Origin of the sequence: Indolivaga macrotermitis, assembly GCF_900128985.1 — a bacterium.
Lineage (GTDB): Bacteria > Bacteroidota > Bacteroidia > Bacteroidales > Dysgonomonadaceae > Dysgonomonas_A > Dysgonomonas_A macrotermitis.
Window position 1 is genome coordinate 131,386 of the sequence record NZ_FQUC01000008.1, and the last position, 16,401, is coordinate 147,786.

The window sequence follows — 16,401 nt, forward strand, 5'->3', positions numbered from 1 at the left end:
CAGCCTTCCTCATCATAACGGAAAGCTGTAATATTTTCACATAGTTGCTACGATCAATTCTTCGTAAATTTAACAGCAACCCAATTGTTCTTTTCTTTAAAATGGTCGAATGAAAGGCCGTATTTTTCGGACTCTGCCTGTATTACGGGAATGTCTTCGATATAAAAACCACTCATATACAACTCACCTCCACTATTCAGCACAGATACATATGCATGGATATCATTTAACAAGATATTACGGTTGATATTCGCTAATATAACATCAAAGGTTTCGTTCGCACTCAACAGTTCAGCACCACCGATTTTCAATTCGATATTCGAAATCTTATTGAGGCTTAGGTTTTCTTTCGCATTATCATAAGCCCACTCATCAATATCTATCGCCGTGATAGGATCTGCTCCCCTCATGGAAGCCAATATAGCCAAAATAGCTGTACCGCATCCCATATCCAGCAACGATTTTCCCGAGAAATCGGCATTCAGTATTTCGCGGATCATCAACTCTGTAGTCTGGTGATGTCCTGTACCAAAAGCCATTTTCGGATCGATATATATATTGTATTCGAAAGTCGCAGGCACATTATGGAATGTACTTTGTATGATACACCTGTCATCGATAATCAACGGCTGAAAATAATTCTTTTCCCACTCTTCATTCCAGTTTTTATCTTCCACTTCGTGCACCCGGTAATCAAAAGCCGCTTCCAACGGAAAATCCGACAGCAAACTATCCAAAGCTTCTTTATCGAACAGTTGTTTCTGAATATAGCCTTTTACTCCGGTATCGGTATCGACAAAACTTTCGAATCCTATTTCGCCCAAAGTCGCGGAAAGTACTTCCGATATGGTCTCGTTATTGGGAGTACAAACAATATCTACTTCAATGTAATTCATCTAAATATTATAATTTATCGAGCAAAAGTACACTTTTTAACTTCATTTTCGACTATTCTCACAGGTTTTCACATTTTAGTCTATAACTGTTTGCTTTTTTTTCTTAACTTTCACATCTTAATTTTGTTATATATTAAGAATACAAATATAAAACATAAAGAAACAGGTTTTTATACATTTTTTAACCCGGTAGAATATGCAACAAAGCAACAATTGCATAGTTTTTGCATCTCTATAATAAAGAGATTAGTGACATTAAAGTTTTTTAGTTTATTTAAGATTAAACCTTTAATCACTATTTACAGTCTAAATAATAAGTATAAAAAAGCACTATTCAATCAACATAAGGAGAGGAGATAAAACAATGAAGAAAAGTAAAGTACTAATATTAACTGCATTATTGCCACTGGTGAGTTTTGCTCAAGGCCGGAATGATGACATATACGGATCGTCTCCCCAAAAAGAAACAACCAAAACTCAGAAAGTAGCACCTGCCAGCTCGAATACAAACAGATATTCGAACGAAGTTATCGTGCCCAATAATAGCAATAGCGGCATGGATATCTACACCAACGGTAACGTAAATGTAGATGTGGATGCCTACAACCGTAGAGGCGGAGACGTAAATGTATATAACACCACGAATGACACGTTGGCATATACCGACGATGAAGCCGAATACGAATACACCGACCGTATTGTAAAATATCACAATCCGGCAAACAGCGTTACTATCACAAGCGATAATGATATTAATGTATATGTTGTAGACGACCTGTACAGCGATTATTATTATTCACGAGGATGGAACACCAGCTATCGCTTCGGTTGGGGCGGATGGTATGGTGGATGGTACGATCCATGGTATTGGGACTCATGGTACTACCCCGGATACTACTCTTGGTACAGCAGACCCTACTGGGGCTGGGGTGGCGGATGGTATGCCGGCTGGAATTGGGGCTGGGGCGGAGGCTGGGGTTGGTCCGGCGGATGGTACGACCCATGGTATTCACGCCCTGTGTACTACGGAAACAACTACTATCACGGAAGATCGAGCAACAACAGGTACTCGAGACCCAGCAACGGCAGATACTCTGCGTCTTCTAACAGAGGAACATACAATAGTGGCAGAACATCTAACAGCCGCTACAACTCGACTGCGTCACGTACAGCAAGCGGACGTACAACCAACGGACGTTACAGCAGCAGCAATGTGCGGTCGACCAGCCGTTACAGTACAGACCGGACATCAACCGGAAGATACAGTAACAATAATGGTACAACTACCGGACGTACATCTTCGACAAGAGAATCCGGCATAAGTACAAGACCAACGTATAATACCAGCGGTCGTACATCTTCGACCACAGGACGTACACAAGTAAACCGCAATGCAACATACGATGCTAACACCGGACGTATTACTACAAACGGACGTACTTCTTCGACTTCGGGAACAAGAAGTTCGGGCACACCGACAAACAGTAGTACAAGATCATCCAGCAGAACATACAATAGCGGAAGTTCTTCATCAAGCTCAAGCAACGTGAACCGTTCTTCCAGCACCAGATCGTATGATTCAGGCAGATCATCGTCTTACAGCAGCGGACGTTCATCATCCGGCAGTAGTTCTTCTTACGGCGGTGGCGGCAGCAGCAGTAGATCATCCTCAGGCGGAGGAGGCGGTGGCAGCCGTAGCAGCAGCCGCAGATAAAACCCAGCTAAAGTATACGGAAGTTGCTTTGTAGACTTTATAAAGCAACTTTCCTTTTTAATAAAAAGGTCAGTCCTTATAAATACTTACCATACTTTTATAATAGACAATATGAAACGAATTTTTACCCTAGCATTAGTTTTCTCATCCGTAGTTGCCGGCGCATTTGCCCAAGGCGAGCTGGATGCATTTAACCTATCATATAACGATTTGAAAGGAACAGCCCGTTCGATCGGGATGGGGGGAGCTATGGGGGCTCTCGGTGGAGACATTTCTGCCATAAGCATTAACCCTGCCGGTATAGGTGTATACAAATCATCGGAAGTAGTAACTACACTTAACTTCACCAATAATTCGACTAAAACTAATTTGACAGGTACTTCTGTAGATGAAAGTAAATTCAAATTCAGTTTCGATAACTTGGCTTTCGTTGGGGTAGTTCCTATCAACAGCGATGTTGTACCTTTGATTAACTTCGGTTTTTCATATAACCGTCTTAAATCGTTCGACCGTAAAATTTCTATGCAGGGCGACTATGTAGGGGCATCAATGACCGATTACATTGCCGACCTTGCGAATAACGCCAATGTTCCTGCTTCGGACTTAGCTTTAGCATCTAAACCTTTCAGATATTCTGACCTGTGGATGCCGGCTCTTGGTTATAACTCGGGAATCATTACGGGCTCTCAGAATAACTACCAATCAATATTGGCAGGAAAATCGGATCCCAGCCTTGATAACAATCTGAATATTCGCGAAAAAGGATCTGTCGACACCTATGATTTCAATGTAGGTACAACCTTTGCTGATGTGTTGAGCGCCGGTATTACTGTTTCGGTAACCGACATCAACTATCATATGACATCGACTTACAGTGAAAACATGTATAGTGGAGATACTCATTTAGGTGAATATTTTCTGGACAACTACCTCAAGACCGAAGGTACAGGATGGCAGGTAAAAGCAGGACTTATCTTTAAACCTGTAAAAGAATTACGCATCGGCGTAGCTTACCACTCTCCAACATGGTACGAAATGACAGACTATTATTCTGCAGCTATGGAAAGTACTATATCTGATACTTATATCGACACATGGAATGAAGTTGGCAACACCAATACCGACTATAAATTCCGTACTCCGGACAAATGGGTATTCAGTTTAGCAGGGGTTATCGGCAGATACGCTACTATCAGTGCCGATTATGAGTTGACCGGTTACGGCAGAATGCACCTTGCCGACAGAAATGGTAATGCATATTCTAATGAAAACGGATTCATTAAAGAAGACTTCAAAAACTCCTCTACCATAAGAGTTGGAGCTGAAGTACTTTTCACTCCTGAATTCTCGGGACGTATCGGTTACATGTGGCAACAAAGCCCATACGAGAAAGAAGTGAAAGACGGAAATATCGTTCCTGTAACAGCAGGTACTGTAACTCACTACACTCTTGTAGGCGATGCTAACTACTTTACATGGGGATTGGGATACCAGTTTACAAGAAATTTCTATACTGATATCGCTTTCGTTATCAAGAACAGAAAAGATAACATATATAGCTTCGAGGATTCGGACAGAGGTTCGTTGAAAACCAGCGAATTTACAGGTCTGCTAACTTTAGGCTGCCGTTTCTGATAACTAGCAAATAGTAAGTTTATAATAAGAAAGCTGTACTAAATCCTTCGGGATAGTACAGCTTTCTTGTTTTTTCAAGATTATTCCACTTGCTTTTTATACCTTTGCCTATTCATTTCAGGTCTCAGTCTGATTTATTGTTTGCTGACTAAACAACAATAAATTAGTTATAATTCCGAAATAGATTATTAATTATTTACAGTTACTTATATATTAAACTATCATGTCAACTTACACAGAAGATAATCGTAAAGTAACCACACACCGGCTACTGGAAATGAAACAACGGGGCGAAAAGATATCGATGCTTACATCATATGATTTTTCTATGGCCTCAATCGTAGATCAAGCCGGAATGGATGTAGTTCTGGTGGGAGACTCGGCCTCTAATGTGATGGCGGGGAATATGACAACCTTACCTATGACATTAGATCAAATGATTTATCACGGACGCTCGGTTGTAAATGGAGTAAAACGGGCTTTAGTCGCAGTGGATATGCCGTTTGGTACCTGCTCCGGAAATCCGACACAATCACTGGAATCAGCCATTCGCATAATGAAAGAAACAGGCGCAGATGCACTGAAAATAGAAGGTGGCAAGGAAATTATAGAAGACATTAAGAAAATTATCGACGCAGGTATCCCTGTTATGGGTCACCTCGGACTAATGCCACAATCGATAAATAAGTACGGCACATATGCAGTCAGAGCTAAGGATGAAGACGAAGCCCAAAAACTTCTTGACGATGTTAAACTTCTCGAAGCTGTCGGTTGTTTTGGTATAGTACTGGAGAAAATACCCGCAAAATTAGCAGGACAGGCAGCCAAAGCCGTTAATATACCTATTATAGGTATCGGAGCCGGAGGCGAAGTAGACGGGCAGGTACTCGTTATACACGATATGCTGGGAATAAATAAGGGATTCTCCCCTAAATTCCTTCGCCGTTATGCCGATCTTCATACAGTAATGACAGAAGCCGTTCAGAATTACATCAAGGATGTAAAAACAAGCGACTTCCCCAATGAAAAAGAAAGTTATTAAGGTCTCAGGCCTTTTTATTATCTTGGTAAATACGAGAGTAATAACCAGTTAAATTCCAAAGACAACGTATCATTAAATATTTGCTGTTACTTTAAACAAAGAGATGAAAGTTTGTATTGCAGAGAAACCCAGTGTTGCACGTGAAATAGCCAATGTATTAGGAGCCAGTTCTAAGAAGGATGGCTACTTCGAAGGTAATGGTTATCAGGTGACATGGACATTCGGGCACTTCTGCACCCTCAAAGAGCCTCACGAATACTATTCCCAATGGAAACGCTGGTCATTGGATGTTCTTCCGATGATCCCTCCCCGTTTTGGTATTAAGCTACTAGAAAACGATGGAGTAATCAGGCAATTCGGGGTAATAGAAAAACTGATCGCCAGCGCCGATGAAGTTATAAACTGCGGTGATGCCGGACAGGAAGGGGAACTTATACAACGGTGGGTAATGCAAAAAGCGCTGTGTAAATGCCCGGTTAAGCGGCTGTGGATTTCGTCGCTTACAGAGGATGCTATCCGCGAAGGATTTCAAAAACTTAGAGACCAAAAAGAATTTGACAAACTGTACGAGGCAGGATTGTCGCGAGCTATCGGAGACTGGTTGCTCGGAATGAATGCGACACGACTTTACACCGTTAAATATGGTCAAAACAAATCTGTACTTTCTATCGGGCGGGTACAAACTCCTACCCTTGCACTTATAGTGAACCGCCAGCTGGAAATTGAAAACTTCAAGCCTGAACCCTACTGGGAATTAAAGACCATATACCGTGATACTACCTTTTCTGCAACAAAAGGACGTTTCACCACGGTAGAAGAAGGTAATAAGTTTCTCGAAGAAATACAGGGAAGCCTTTTCGAAGTGACAGATGTTACGACTAAAAACGGAGAGGAATACCCTCCCCGATTATTTGACCTGACCTCTTTACAAGTAGAGTGCAACAAAAAGTTCGCCTTCTCGGCAGAAGATACGTTGAAAACGATTCAATCGCTGTACGAGAAAAAGCTTACAACTTATCCCCGCGTGGATACTACTTTCCTCAGCGATGATATATTTCCGAAAGTACCGGCAACATTAAAAGGCCTGTATGGATATGAAGCATTAGTAGAGCCGGTTTTAGCGAGTAAAATAAAGAAATCGAAAAAGGTATTCGATAACAGTAAGGTCACAGACCACCACGCCATTATCCCCACAGGCGTAAGAGCTACTGCCATGAGCGAAAATGAACGGAAGGTATATGATATGATTACCCGCCGTTTTATCGCCGTATTCTATCCGAATTGTAAAGTTTCGACAACAACCGTATTGGGCGAAGCTGCCAAAGTTGAATTTAAAGTAACAGGCAAGCAGATACTCGAACCCGGTTGGCGTGTCGTTTTCGATAAGCAAGCAGCTAATAATCAGGCGGACGATGAAAATAATAATAAAGAGGAAGAAAATATTCTTCCCGATTTTCAAAAAGGAGAAACAGGACCTCACGAACCTTCGTTAAACGAAAAGTGGACTACCCCTCCTAAATATTATACCGAAGCAACCTTACTTCGTGCGATGGAAACCGCCGGAAAGCTTGTCGACAATGAAGAATTGAGAGATGCTTTAAAAGAAAATGGTATCGGGCGTCCGTCTACCCGTGCAGCTATTATAGAAACCTTATTTAAGCGGAATTACATCCGCAAAGAAAAAAAGAACCTGTTTGCGACTATTACAGGTGTACAGCTAATACAAACCATTCAGGAAGAACTACTTAAATCAGCAGAACTAACCGGAATCTGGGAAAATAAACTGAGACAGATCGAACGGAATCAATACGATACACGTGTATTTATCGATGAATTGAAGCAGATGTTGATACAGGTAGTCACTAATGTCAGAAATGACTGGTCACAAAAATCTATCGAGATAGAAGAAATAAAAGAACCTGAGAAAAAGCCGGCTAAAAAATCGTCTCCAAGAAAGAAAAAAGAAGATACCAAAGAGAAAAAAACAAAAGAATCTTCACCCAAAACTGACAAAGATGTAATTTGTCCGCTTTGCCAAAAAGGAAAACTTCTGAAAGGTAAAACCGCTTACGGTTGTTCGGAATGGAAAGCCGGATGTACCTTCCGCTTACCTTTTGATGGAACAGTAGAGAATCTGAGCAACGACGAACTGGATAAATATTTAAAAGAAAGACAATGACAGACGAAATATTTCCTCTGGTAGATGAAAACGGAACAGTTATCGGACAGGCAACCCGTAAAGAATGCCATAGTGGATCGATGCTACTTCATCCGGTCATACACCTGCACGTATTCAACAGCAAAGGAGAGTTATTCTTACAGAAAAGGTCTGCTACGAAAGATATACAGCCCGGCAAATGGGACTCGTCGGTAGGTGGGCACATCGATCTGGGAGAGACACCCGAAATAGCCGCTAAACGTGAAGCACGCGAGGAGATAGGTTTACAAAACATATCAATACAATACATTCAGAAATATATAATAGAAACTGACAGGGAAAGGGAACTGACTTATTGTTTCTTCACTATTACCGACAAACAGCCTCAAGCCGATATGAACGAAGTTTCGGAAGGACGTTTCTGGACTATAGACGAAATTTCCGGTAATCTGGGTAAGAATATATTCACACCTAATTTTGAACTCGACTTCAAGCATTTCTTACATGAAGGAGTCGATACATTACAAAAAAAGTTTCAATAATATTTATCTATATAAAAAAGCAACAGTCCAATAGATATAATATAAATACAAAAACAGTGTCACTTTTGTCACTTTAAAACAGATATAAACCTAAATATCAAACACATATAAAGTGACACTAAAGTAACAAAGTACACAGCAATGTCACCTTTTTGTAAACACCTGTAACGAAAGATATATGCAATTTAAACTGATTGAAAACGGCGACTCAGTCCGCAAACACGACAGGGATATCCTTAAGCAGGTAATCTTTAATCTAAAAGAAGACGAAGATTGCTACATCATACTCGAACCCAAGAAACCCATCGAAAACAGTATATACCTTCAGGTTATTATACACAAAGGGTTATATAAGGTAGAAACACGCCTGATCTTCGGGTCTGACGATGATTTTAAACATTATAGTAATCTTTATTCCACCGCCGAAGAGGTATTAGCTGTATTTGATGATTATTACAGCGATTGCAGGCTCCCTGACCTCAGAAAGTGGACTGATGATACTTCCTCCTTCAAAGAAGAATCGGACTGCGATATGGTCAAGCTATACAAGACTTTTGATGGCGCTATACATTACTTCGAAGTATGGATCGACGAAGATAATACACTCACCACTCACGAAGGTATCCTTGGTGAGATAGGAGAAACCGAAAGCTTTACAGAACCGGATAAGGATAGTGAGTTTCTGCCTCCACGAATAGCAATGGCTAAAGCCATTAAAACGTATCAGGATCTGGGTTATATCTCAGATATCCTGTCTACAGAGCTTATCCTGCAGTATCCGGTAAAATCAGGGACTTCCAAGACAGCTATAAGCGAAGATATAGAGTCCATAGAAGGAATTCTCAACAATTGCCTCGGCTGGACCGGTAACGGACATTGCGACGGGGGAGATACGGAAAACGGGATTGCGACATTCTTTTGCTATGTAATAGACAAAGCCATAGCTACAGAAACCATAATAGAAGCATTGGACGAAGAAGGATTCCTGTTCAATGACCTTAAAATAGCCTATGCTGACGAGAAAACCGAAGAGTATAAACTACTCTACCCTAATGAAGGAACTTTCAGTCTGATATAAGAAAAGGCTGTCCGGTGAGGACAGCCTTTTAATATTTTCGTTACAAGGACGAACTTTACTTTTTATCGGTTTTAGCGCCACCACTTCCCGAAGGACGGGCAATTGAGTCACGCATTTCAGTATCTGCCTGTATATTCTGCATTTTGTAATAATCCATTACACCCAGATTACCGCTGCGTAGCGCTTCGGCCATAGCTTTAGGTATTTCTGCTTCAGCTTCGATAACCTTCGCACGTGCCTCCTGAGCTTTCGCTTTCATTTCCTGTTCAAGGGCAACTGCCATAGAACGACGCTCTTCGGCTCTTGCCTGAGCAATATTCTTGTCAGCTTGCGCCTGATCTATCTGAAGCACAGCACCGATGTTCTTACCTATATCAATATCGGCAATATCAATAGACAAGATCTCGAATGCAGTACCGGCATCCAAACCTTTGCGTAGTACGAGCTTAGAAATAGAATCGGGATTTTCGAGTACCGACTTATGGCTATCTGACGAACCGATAGACGATACTATACCTTCACCTACACGAGCCAGGATAGTTTCTTCTCCGGCACCACCGACCAACTGCTTGATATTAGCGCGAACGGTTACACGGGCTTTCGCTATAAGCTGAATACCATCTTTTGCAACTGCTGTTACAGGAGGGGTATCGATTACCTTTGGATTAACCGACATCTGTACCGCATTGAAAACATCACGACCTGCTAAGTCGATAGCTGTAGCCATCTGAAACGACAAATCGATATTTGCCTTTGATGCAGATACCAGAGCATGTACTACTTTCTCTACATGACCGCCGGCCAGATAGTGAGCTTCAAGTTCATCTCTTGTTATAGACTTAAGTCCGGCCTTATGAGCTTCGATCATTGCTGTTACAATAGTACGTGGGGGAACCCTACGAATACGCATCAGGAACAACTGGATCAGCGAGACACGTACTCCTGCCGAAATAGCATTAATCCACAAAAAGAATGGAACATAATAAAAGAATATCAGCAGTAAAATGACTGCCAAGACCGCAATCGCGGCAATTAAAATCGGCATAATTTATTCAGGTTTAAGTTAATATTTATACTTGGTCTGTTGCACTTATCTTTACAAGCACACTTGATTTATCAATATGGACTATCTCAACCCATTCTCCGGCATCAATAAACTCTCCGGTGACAGATTTGGCTTCAACTGTCGACTCATCATTAAACTCTACTTTCCCTATCGGATTTAACCGGGATAAGGCAATACCTTTCTGCCCTACAGACAGCTTCTGTATTTCAGGTTGTTCAACGACTGATTCTATATCCGTTTTCAATGCAATATGATCTAAAGCATTCGATTTGATTACAAATATAAAAGCACCGACCCCAATGACTATATTCGCCGCAATAGTTATATATCCGGTGGTAGGCCCTACATAATAAAAAGCATACACAATGCTGCCAACCATCATTACCCCTCCGGCTATTCCGGCAACGGTTATTCCCGGCAACAAGAATATTTCTGCCAGAAGTAAAGCTACTCCTACCAGAATCAAACAAACAATAATAATGATCTCTACTGTCATATTTTATTATTTCAATACTTTTATTTCTTCATTTCTTACCCTGACTTCCAGGTCTTCTATATCCCTCATCAATTGTTCCTGAGAAGTCTCCAGATCAATGATAACTAAAGACAAATCACTGCGTTTAGTCGATTGAGCCTCCCTGTAAGCAGTACGCCTGCGTTCAAGATCATTGTTCAGATCTTCCAAAGCTTTGTATTTCGATTGGAGATTAGCAAACAAACTCCGGGCATTATTGCTTTTAAAGTCAGCACTGGTATGATAGACGTGATCATCGTTAATAACAAAAGTAAAGTCTACGGTTTTCTTCTCAACTTTTGCTATTTCTTTTCTGGCTTTATCCCTTATCGCCCGATAATCTTTTCCTGACTTCCATGATGCCTTGATAGATGTAATACGTGCCCTATTCTCAATATATCCATTGTCTTCACTTTCGACCAAAGTAACTTCTTCGTTAGGTATAAAGGTATATATACATACCTTTCCTTCGGGTTGAAAACGGTCTGTAGCAAACCACCCCACTCCCTTTTCTTCATCGAATACGTAAAGATAATCATTTGCAGGAGAATTGAAAGGCATATTCAGCATTTCAGGAGCCAAATACGAATCATTATTGAAGTTATAGCGGGTCACATATATATCATATCCTCCCAAGCCGTTATCGTCCTTAGCTGCAAAATAGATAGTAGAACCATCTGTCAATACAAAAGGATAATTTACATCACCTGTCAAACCAAAATTATCGGCAGACAAAGACTTTTCATTTCCATATCCCGAAAGGAGTTTCTCCATTGAGAAGAGCGAAAACTCATTCTTAACCAATTGTCCGTAATATATTTTTGTGCCTTTCTCATTCATATAGACTGTCGACTCAACTGCCTGTTTCGATTCAAACATATCGTTAAACAGGCTGAGTGTCCCGGACTGCGGAGACAGCTTGTATGCAGACAGAAAGTTCCTTTTATCTACAATCAGGCTATCTATTATCTGTATATCTTCGGTTCGGGATATTGCACGCTGCATTTTCTCCAATGCTGCTGTATAAGGGGCTAATGTAGTTTCCTTTTCCCGGGGGCGCGCCTTTGCATAACGGGCAAACAATTGTTCGGCTTCACCTACCCTATACTGGTCAATATACAAACCACCCAAATACAGATACGATTCGGGCAGATTTCGCTTTGAAGCAACAACAAGGCACTCTTCAGCCTTAGCCAAATCACCACGGGTCTCGACCAGACATACTCCATACCACAAGTTCAGTGAGGGATCGGTTGGCTTCGCATTATATTCTCTTTCGAACACAGGCAATGCTTTTTCGAAAACTCCGTTTTTATAGTCCAGTTTAGCTTGTGCCAGCTCCTTAGCATTTTGGGCTACAGATGTCAACGCCAGACAAAATAGTATAATAATCAGACTCAAATATTTCATAAAATACATCTTAATTCTACAGTCAATAACCAAAGATAAAAAATAATATGCTAATGGTATTTATCTGAGGTAACTAATTAATATCTCAGACCTTTTTATTGGTTTCTTAAGCAAAAGGACAATACATTCTCTTATATTGAAAATAATTACATCTTCGTAGCATCTATAATTTTGATTTTATCAGGAAGATTATATTTTTGTATTTTCTTAAACTAAAGGGGATCTATGCCAAGAATATATAAACTATCGCGAACCGGTGTACGCATTTTATACAAAGTGAGGCATCATAAGGGGCATGGGATACATTCACCCTTCGTTTTTAGCTATATTACTAAGTGCATCGAGGAGAAAACTCCCTATTATGCATATGAAGATATAAAGAGCTATCTTGAACTTTTTCCTGAAATATCTTTTAATGAAAGTAAATTCGAAAGACTTTTATTTAAAACGGTAAATCATTTTAAACCGAAAAGTATCTTAGAATTGGGCTGCGGCTATGGTATAAACACACTGTATCTCACAGTTGCTTCTTCTCAAGGTACATGCATCAGTGTAGGGACTAATCAGGAGAAAGAACAATTAGCAAAACATATCTATTCAAAATGGCCGCGATCAATTAAATTTACCAACGATCAATTTCCTATTGTAAATGAGGTTCAAGATTGTATATTACTCAATTTAAGAGACTATACAGCCAATCATGAACAACTGGTCAAATACTTATTTTCGGTCACCGGAGAAAATAGTTTTATTATAGTAGACGGTATCCGAACAAATAGGAAACATCAGATGTTATGGAAAAGACTAATAAACAGTGAAGAAGTGAAAGTCTCAATGGACTTATTTCATATGGGATTATTGTTCTTCGACTCTAAATATTATAAGCGCAATTATAAACTCAGTTTTTGAAGGTTATCGATATGAAAAAAAGTTTAGTTTATACAAAAACAGGTGATAAAGGAACAACAGCACTCGTTGGAGGAACACGCGTACCTAAATCGCACGTAAGATTAGATGCCTACGGAACTATAGATGAGCTAAACTCATTTGTAGGCCTACTCATCTGCCAGATAAAAGACGAAGAAACCCTTAAAGTGTTATCCTTCATCCAACACAAATTATTCACGGTCGGATCCTATCTTGCAACGGAGACAGAAGCAATAGCACCTAAAGCAGCCAGTATCATTACAGAAGATAATATTAAGCTTCTCGAATCGGAAATGGATCGTATAGACAGCGAACTTCCACGCTTAAGACAGTTTGTATTACCCGGTGGCAGCGAAGCCGCAGCCCGGGCACATATCTGCCGTACCGTAGCACGGAGAGCCGAAAGATGTATCTATAAGGTAAAGGCAGAATATCCGGTAGAAGATAACATTATGAAGTTCGTAAACCGCTTGTCGGACTACTTTTTTATAGTAGCCCGCAGGGAGTGTAATAAGGATGGAAAAGAAATATTCTGGGATACTACTTGTTTGTAAAGAATAATAGGTTATTTTTGCCGAAAATAAAAAAATTAGAAAATAATAAGGAAAAACAATTAAAAAATATATCAATATGTACTGGACTCTAGAATTAGCATCGAAATTAGAAGATGCACCATGGCCTGCAACAAAGGACGAGTTGATTGATTATGCTCAACGCTCAGGTGCACCGTTAGAAGTTATCGAAAACCTTCAGGAGCTTGAAGACGAAGGCGAAATATTTGATACAATCGAAGATATCTGGCCTGACTATCCCAGCAAAGAAGACTTTTTCTTTAACGAGGACGAATATTAGAAACAAAAAGTTGTAAAATGCTTTAAAATAAAGCAGATATACAAGAGATTAGGGTAACAAATAATTACTCTAATCTCTTTTTTATACCCTTTTTTACTATATTTGTTACCCTAAATGCAACCCTAAAAAGGGTGATATTCCTAAAAAAATACATAGTAATGGGTAGAAGAAAAGCTGATAGACCGACAGGAAAGTTTAAACTTCGTACAGACCAAACGAAATGCGAATGCACAGACAAGAAAAAATGCAAGTGTAAATTCACTTTATATTTAGAATATACACTCAATAGGAAATTTGCCAAAACTACTACTGAATATAAATTTGCATCAACAGAATGGGATGGTAAAAACCAAAAAGTAAAAGGTACTGTTGCGAATTACAATCGTATCAATGCTCAATTAGCTAAATTGAAAAATGGTATTGATAAGGATATTATTGATTATTTAGATAATACAAGAGGTAATACAAAACGAAGATTAACTATTGATATATTGCGAGCCATTGTTCAACGAAAACCATTATCAACACTTGGAAAGATTGAAAATGATGAGTTTTTTGCTATGGCGAAACAGTTACAGGAAACTAATTATTCTCAAAACAAAATAGGTATTAGTAAGTATGAGAATAACCTTTGCCAAATCAATATGTTTCAAAGATTTGTAAAGCAGGAAACCAAAGAAGATATTATAAAGTGCAATGAAATTGACATTGATTTAATCAATGGATTTATAAAATGGAAACAAGAAAAAGGAAATAAACCTGTAACCATAAACAAAGCTCTGTTTCCTATTAAAGAAACATTGGAATTAGCCTCTATCAAAGGTCTTGCAAGTGCAGAAATGGTTTACTTAATCTCAAAAAGCTATTTGCCCGAAGAAAATGATTCTGTTGACAAAGAGGATGACGATGTGAAGTATTTGACAGAAGAGCAACTTCAAATATTGTTAGAGATATACCCAACATTAAATAATGAGAGGACAAGAGAAATTTTAGATATGTTCCTTTTTTCAGTACACACAGGATTAAGAATCTCAGATATTGTTACCCTAAAATGGTCTCAGATTGATTTTGAAACAAGAGATATTAAAAACAAAATTATAATAAAGGGACGAAAATCTTTATCCATACCACTGACATCACCATCTTTAAAAATACTTGAGAAGTGGAAAATTACTTATAATCACAATGTATATGTATTTGGTCTATTGCCCGATAACTTCGACCTTAATAATGATAAGCTTTTGAAAGACACAATAGGTGGAAAAAATCGAACTATTCTTCAATCATTAAAGGTCGTGGGTAAGAAGATGGACTTACCTTTTACTTTGACTATGCACAAGGGCAGACACACGTATGCAGTTTTGGCAATCAACAGAGATGTGAGTTTGCATAAATTGAGTTTATTATTAGGGCATGGTAGTATTATGGTTACTGAAAAAGTCTATGCAGAATTTCTACCTACCACTATAAAAGAAGAAGTTGAAACCAAACTCGATTTCAACTTCCTTCCTGATGGATATTAACCAACATATTATTTTAGTCATAAGCATAAGCTTCTAAACGATTCTTTTGATAAAAGTACATTATATCCTCATAACTGTATAAAAATTTATCACCAACCTGAGTATAGGGTAAATAACCCTCGTCACGATACTTCTTTATCCAATTTTGACCGACCCCTAAAAGTTCGGGAAGGTCTTTATTGGTGTAAAAAGGTTTTACAATATTATTTTTATTGTGTTCGATTAGAGTAGAACATAAGTTCTTTAAATCTTTTATCTCTTGTTTCAATTCGTTTAGTTCATCGCTATGAACTGCAATCAAGGTGCTCATCATTCTGAATTTTAGCAACTTTATTTTTCATGAAATTTCACAATCCCAAGCTATACTTAAAATCATTGTACTTCTATTATTGAAGTAACCAAAACAAATATACCTTTTTTTATTTTGAAAAACAAAAGAGGCTTTAACAAAATTTGAAATGTCATATTTGTGGCATCCTTAAATCTATTGAACTACTTTATCCCCATTGACCCACCCCTCATATATAAGGGGATTATGTTGTGAATAAATAAATTCTCAAAAAAATTATGTTTAAAAAGGTCATCTATATTGAACTTTCAAAAATATTGTAATATTTATTTATATACACTTAGTTGTATGATATGAAGGTAAGAATTTAATAAAAATTAAAATGAGAAAGTATGAATAAGAGAATTTACAGAGAAGCGGATGAGATGACTAAGTACAAAATGAGTTTAAGCAAATCTAATTCGTTAAATCCTAACTATGGGAAACCAAGAGATGAAGAAACTAAACAAAAAATTTCGGATAGCATGAAAAAGTATTGGTCAGAAGTCCCATTTAAAAATGAATTTGATAAGAAATGAATTATTTAAGCGCGCGGGATCGCGCGCAAATGCAGTTATAAATTTTTGAATATTTAAATTGGATGTTGCCGGATACGGCAACATCTTTATTTTATATGAATAATACTTTTCATTAACTATTGATTATTCAATTTCAAATTTTATTTTTTTAGAAAGAAGTTTCATTCTCTCTATCAA

At 38.7% G+C, this 16,401-nt stretch carries 16 protein-coding genes; 11 read left to right on the forward strand and 5 right to left on the reverse strand.

The features are described 5' to 3' along the window. Positions 1–53: 53 nt before the first annotated feature. Complete coding sequence (prmA, locus tag BUC12_RS11925; RefSeq protein ID WP_062178003.1) at positions 54–896, reverse strand: 50S ribosomal protein L11 methyltransferase; 843 nt, start codon at positions 894–896, stop codon at positions 54–56. Between the two features lie 364 nt (positions 897–1,260). Between prmA and BUC12_RS11930 the strand changes: the two genes are divergently transcribed. From BUC12_RS11930 to BUC12_RS11955, 6 genes are all read left to right on the forward strand, one after another. Continuing rightward, positions 1,261–2,610 (forward strand): hypothetical protein, encoded by a 1,350-nt coding sequence (locus BUC12_RS11930; RefSeq protein WP_062177999.1) that lies wholly within the window; start codon positions 1,261–1,263, stop codon positions 2,608–2,610. Positions 2,611–2,721: 111 nt separating this feature from the next. Then, entirely contained in the window at positions 2,722–4,245 is a 1,524-nt protein-coding gene (locus BUC12_RS11935; protein ID WP_062177996.1) for an OmpP1/FadL family transporter, read from the forward strand. A gap of 223 nt (positions 4,246–4,468) precedes the next feature. Beyond that, entirely contained in the window at positions 4,469–5,287 is an 819-nt protein-coding gene (gene panB / locus BUC12_RS11940; protein ID WP_062177992.1) for a 3-methyl-2-oxobutanoate hydroxymethyltransferase, read from the forward strand. Between the two features lie 103 nt (positions 5,288–5,390). Continuing rightward, positions 5,391–7,466: a DNA topoisomerase 3 gene (locus tag BUC12_RS11945; RefSeq protein ID WP_062177988.1), complete on the forward strand. Its 2,076-nt coding sequence runs from the start codon at positions 5,391–5,393 to the stop codon at positions 7,464–7,466. Then, positions 7,463–7,987 carry an NUDIX hydrolase gene (locus BUC12_RS11950; protein WP_062177985.1) on the forward strand — a complete coding sequence of 175 codons (525 nt, stop codon included), beginning with the start codon at positions 7,463–7,465 and terminating at the stop codon, positions 7,985–7,987. Before BUC12_RS11945 ends, BUC12_RS11950 begins: the two co-directional genes overlap by 4 nt. Before the next feature lie 178 nt (positions 7,988–8,165). Continuing rightward, the gene (locus BUC12_RS11955; protein WP_062177982.1) at positions 8,166–9,065 is read left to right on the forward strand and encodes a hypothetical protein; all 900 of its coding nucleotides are present in this window, start codon (positions 8,166–8,168) and stop codon (positions 9,063–9,065) included. 55 nt (positions 9,066–9,120) lie between these two features. Here BUC12_RS11955 and floA read toward each other — a convergent pair whose 3' ends face one another. From floA to BUC12_RS11970, 3 genes are read right to left on the reverse strand one after another with little or no spacing between them, the layout of a single operon-like run. Continuing rightward, positions 9,121–10,110, reverse strand: coding sequence for a flotillin-like protein FloA (floA, locus tag BUC12_RS11960; RefSeq protein ID WP_062177978.1), 990 nt, complete (start codon positions 10,108–10,110; stop codon positions 9,121–9,123). A gap of 25 nt (positions 10,111–10,135) precedes the next feature. Continuing rightward, on the reverse strand, positions 10,136–10,627 hold the full coding sequence (locus BUC12_RS11965; RefSeq protein WP_062177976.1) for an NfeD family protein: 492 nt from the start codon (positions 10,625–10,627) through the stop codon (positions 10,136–10,138). Between the two features lie 6 nt (positions 10,628–10,633). Next, positions 10,634–12,055, reverse strand: a complete 1,422-nt coding sequence (locus BUC12_RS11970; protein WP_062178397.1) for a tetratricopeptide repeat protein — start codon at positions 12,053–12,055, stop codon at positions 10,634–10,636. Between the two features lie 225 nt (positions 12,056–12,280). On the opposite strand from BUC12_RS11970, the gene BUC12_RS11975 reads away from it, so the two are divergent. The 4 genes from BUC12_RS11975 to BUC12_RS11990 all read left to right on the forward strand — a co-directional run bounded on the left by BUC12_RS11975 (position 12,281) and on the right by BUC12_RS11990 (position 15,357). Next, positions 12,281–12,964, forward strand: coding sequence for an O-methyltransferase (locus tag BUC12_RS11975; RefSeq protein ID WP_062177973.1), 684 nt, complete (start codon positions 12,281–12,283; stop codon positions 12,962–12,964). A gap of 11 nt (positions 12,965–12,975) precedes the next feature. Next, entirely contained in the window at positions 12,976–13,536 is a 561-nt protein-coding gene (locus tag BUC12_RS11980) for a cob(I)yrinic acid a,c-diamide adenosyltransferase (protein WP_062178394.1), read from the forward strand. A gap of 76 nt (positions 13,537–13,612) precedes the next feature. After that, positions 13,613–13,834: a DUF2795 domain-containing protein gene (locus tag BUC12_RS11985; protein ID WP_026626020.1), complete on the forward strand. Its 222-nt coding sequence runs from the start codon at positions 13,613–13,615 to the stop codon at positions 13,832–13,834. A gap of 158 nt (positions 13,835–13,992) precedes the next feature. Beyond that, positions 13,993–15,357 (forward strand): tyrosine-type recombinase/integrase, encoded by a 1,365-nt coding sequence (locus BUC12_RS11990; protein ID WP_062177970.1) that lies wholly within the window; start codon positions 13,993–13,995, stop codon positions 15,355–15,357. Positions 15,358–15,370: 13 nt separating this feature from the next. Here BUC12_RS11990 and BUC12_RS11995 read toward each other — a convergent pair whose 3' ends face one another. Continuing rightward, positions 15,371–15,685 carry a helix-turn-helix domain-containing protein gene (locus BUC12_RS11995; protein ID WP_139262054.1) on the reverse strand — a complete coding sequence of 105 codons (315 nt, stop codon included), beginning with the start codon at positions 15,683–15,685 and terminating at the stop codon, positions 15,371–15,373. 353 nt (positions 15,686–16,038) lie between these two features. Between BUC12_RS11995 and BUC12_RS12000 the strand changes: the two genes are divergently transcribed. Next, positions 16,039–16,224: an NUMOD3 domain-containing DNA-binding protein gene (locus tag BUC12_RS12000; protein WP_062177965.1), complete on the forward strand. Its 186-nt coding sequence runs from the start codon at positions 16,039–16,041 to the stop codon at positions 16,222–16,224. Positions 16,225–16,401 lie beyond the last annotated feature (177 nt).

Excerpts from the sequence above, each read along its gene's own strand:
- prmA (WP_062178003.1), bottom strand. The coding sequence starts at position 896 with ATGAATTACATTGAAGTAGATATTGTTTGTACTCCCAATAACGAGACC.
- BUC12_RS11930 (WP_062177999.1), top strand. The coding sequence starts at position 1,261 with ATGAAGAAAAGTAAAGTACTAATATTAACTGCATTATTGCCACTGGTG.
- BUC12_RS11935 (WP_062177996.1), top strand. The coding sequence starts at position 2,722 with ATGAAACGAATTTTTACCCTAGCATTAGTTTTCTCATCCGTAGTTGCC.
- panB (WP_062177992.1), top strand. The coding sequence starts at position 4,469 with ATGTCAACTTACACAGAAGATAATCGTAAAGTAACCACACACCGGCTA.
- BUC12_RS11945 (WP_062177988.1), top strand. The coding sequence starts at position 5,391 with ATGAAAGTTTGTATTGCAGAGAAACCCAGTGTTGCACGTGAAATAGCC.
- BUC12_RS11950 (WP_062177985.1), top strand. The coding sequence starts at position 7,463 with ATGACAGACGAAATATTTCCTCTGGTAGATGAAAACGGAACAGTTATC.
- BUC12_RS11955 (WP_062177982.1), top strand. The coding sequence starts at position 8,166 with ATGCAATTTAAACTGATTGAAAACGGCGACTCAGTCCGCAAACACGAC.
- floA (WP_062177978.1), bottom strand. The coding sequence starts at position 10,110 with ATGCCGATTTTAATTGCCGCGATTGCGGTCTTGGCAGTCATTTTACTG.
- BUC12_RS11965 (WP_062177976.1), bottom strand. The coding sequence starts at position 10,627 with ATGACAGTAGAGATCATTATTATTGTTTGTTTGATTCTGGTAGGAGTA.
- BUC12_RS11970 (WP_062178397.1), bottom strand. The coding sequence starts at position 12,055 with ATGAAATATTTGAGTCTGATTATTATACTATTTTGTCTGGCGTTGACA.
- BUC12_RS11975 (WP_062177973.1), top strand. The coding sequence starts at position 12,281 with ATGCCAAGAATATATAAACTATCGCGAACCGGTGTACGCATTTTATAC.
- BUC12_RS11980 (WP_062178394.1), top strand. The coding sequence starts at position 12,976 with ATGAAAAAAAGTTTAGTTTATACAAAAACAGGTGATAAAGGAACAACA.
- BUC12_RS11985 (WP_026626020.1), top strand. The coding sequence starts at position 13,613 with ATGTACTGGACTCTAGAATTAGCATCGAAATTAGAAGATGCACCATGG.
- BUC12_RS11990 (WP_062177970.1), top strand. The coding sequence starts at position 13,993 with ATGGGTAGAAGAAAAGCTGATAGACCGACAGGAAAGTTTAAACTTCGT.
- BUC12_RS12000 (WP_062177965.1), top strand. The coding sequence starts at position 16,039 with ATGAATAAGAGAATTTACAGAGAAGCGGATGAGATGACTAAGTACAAA.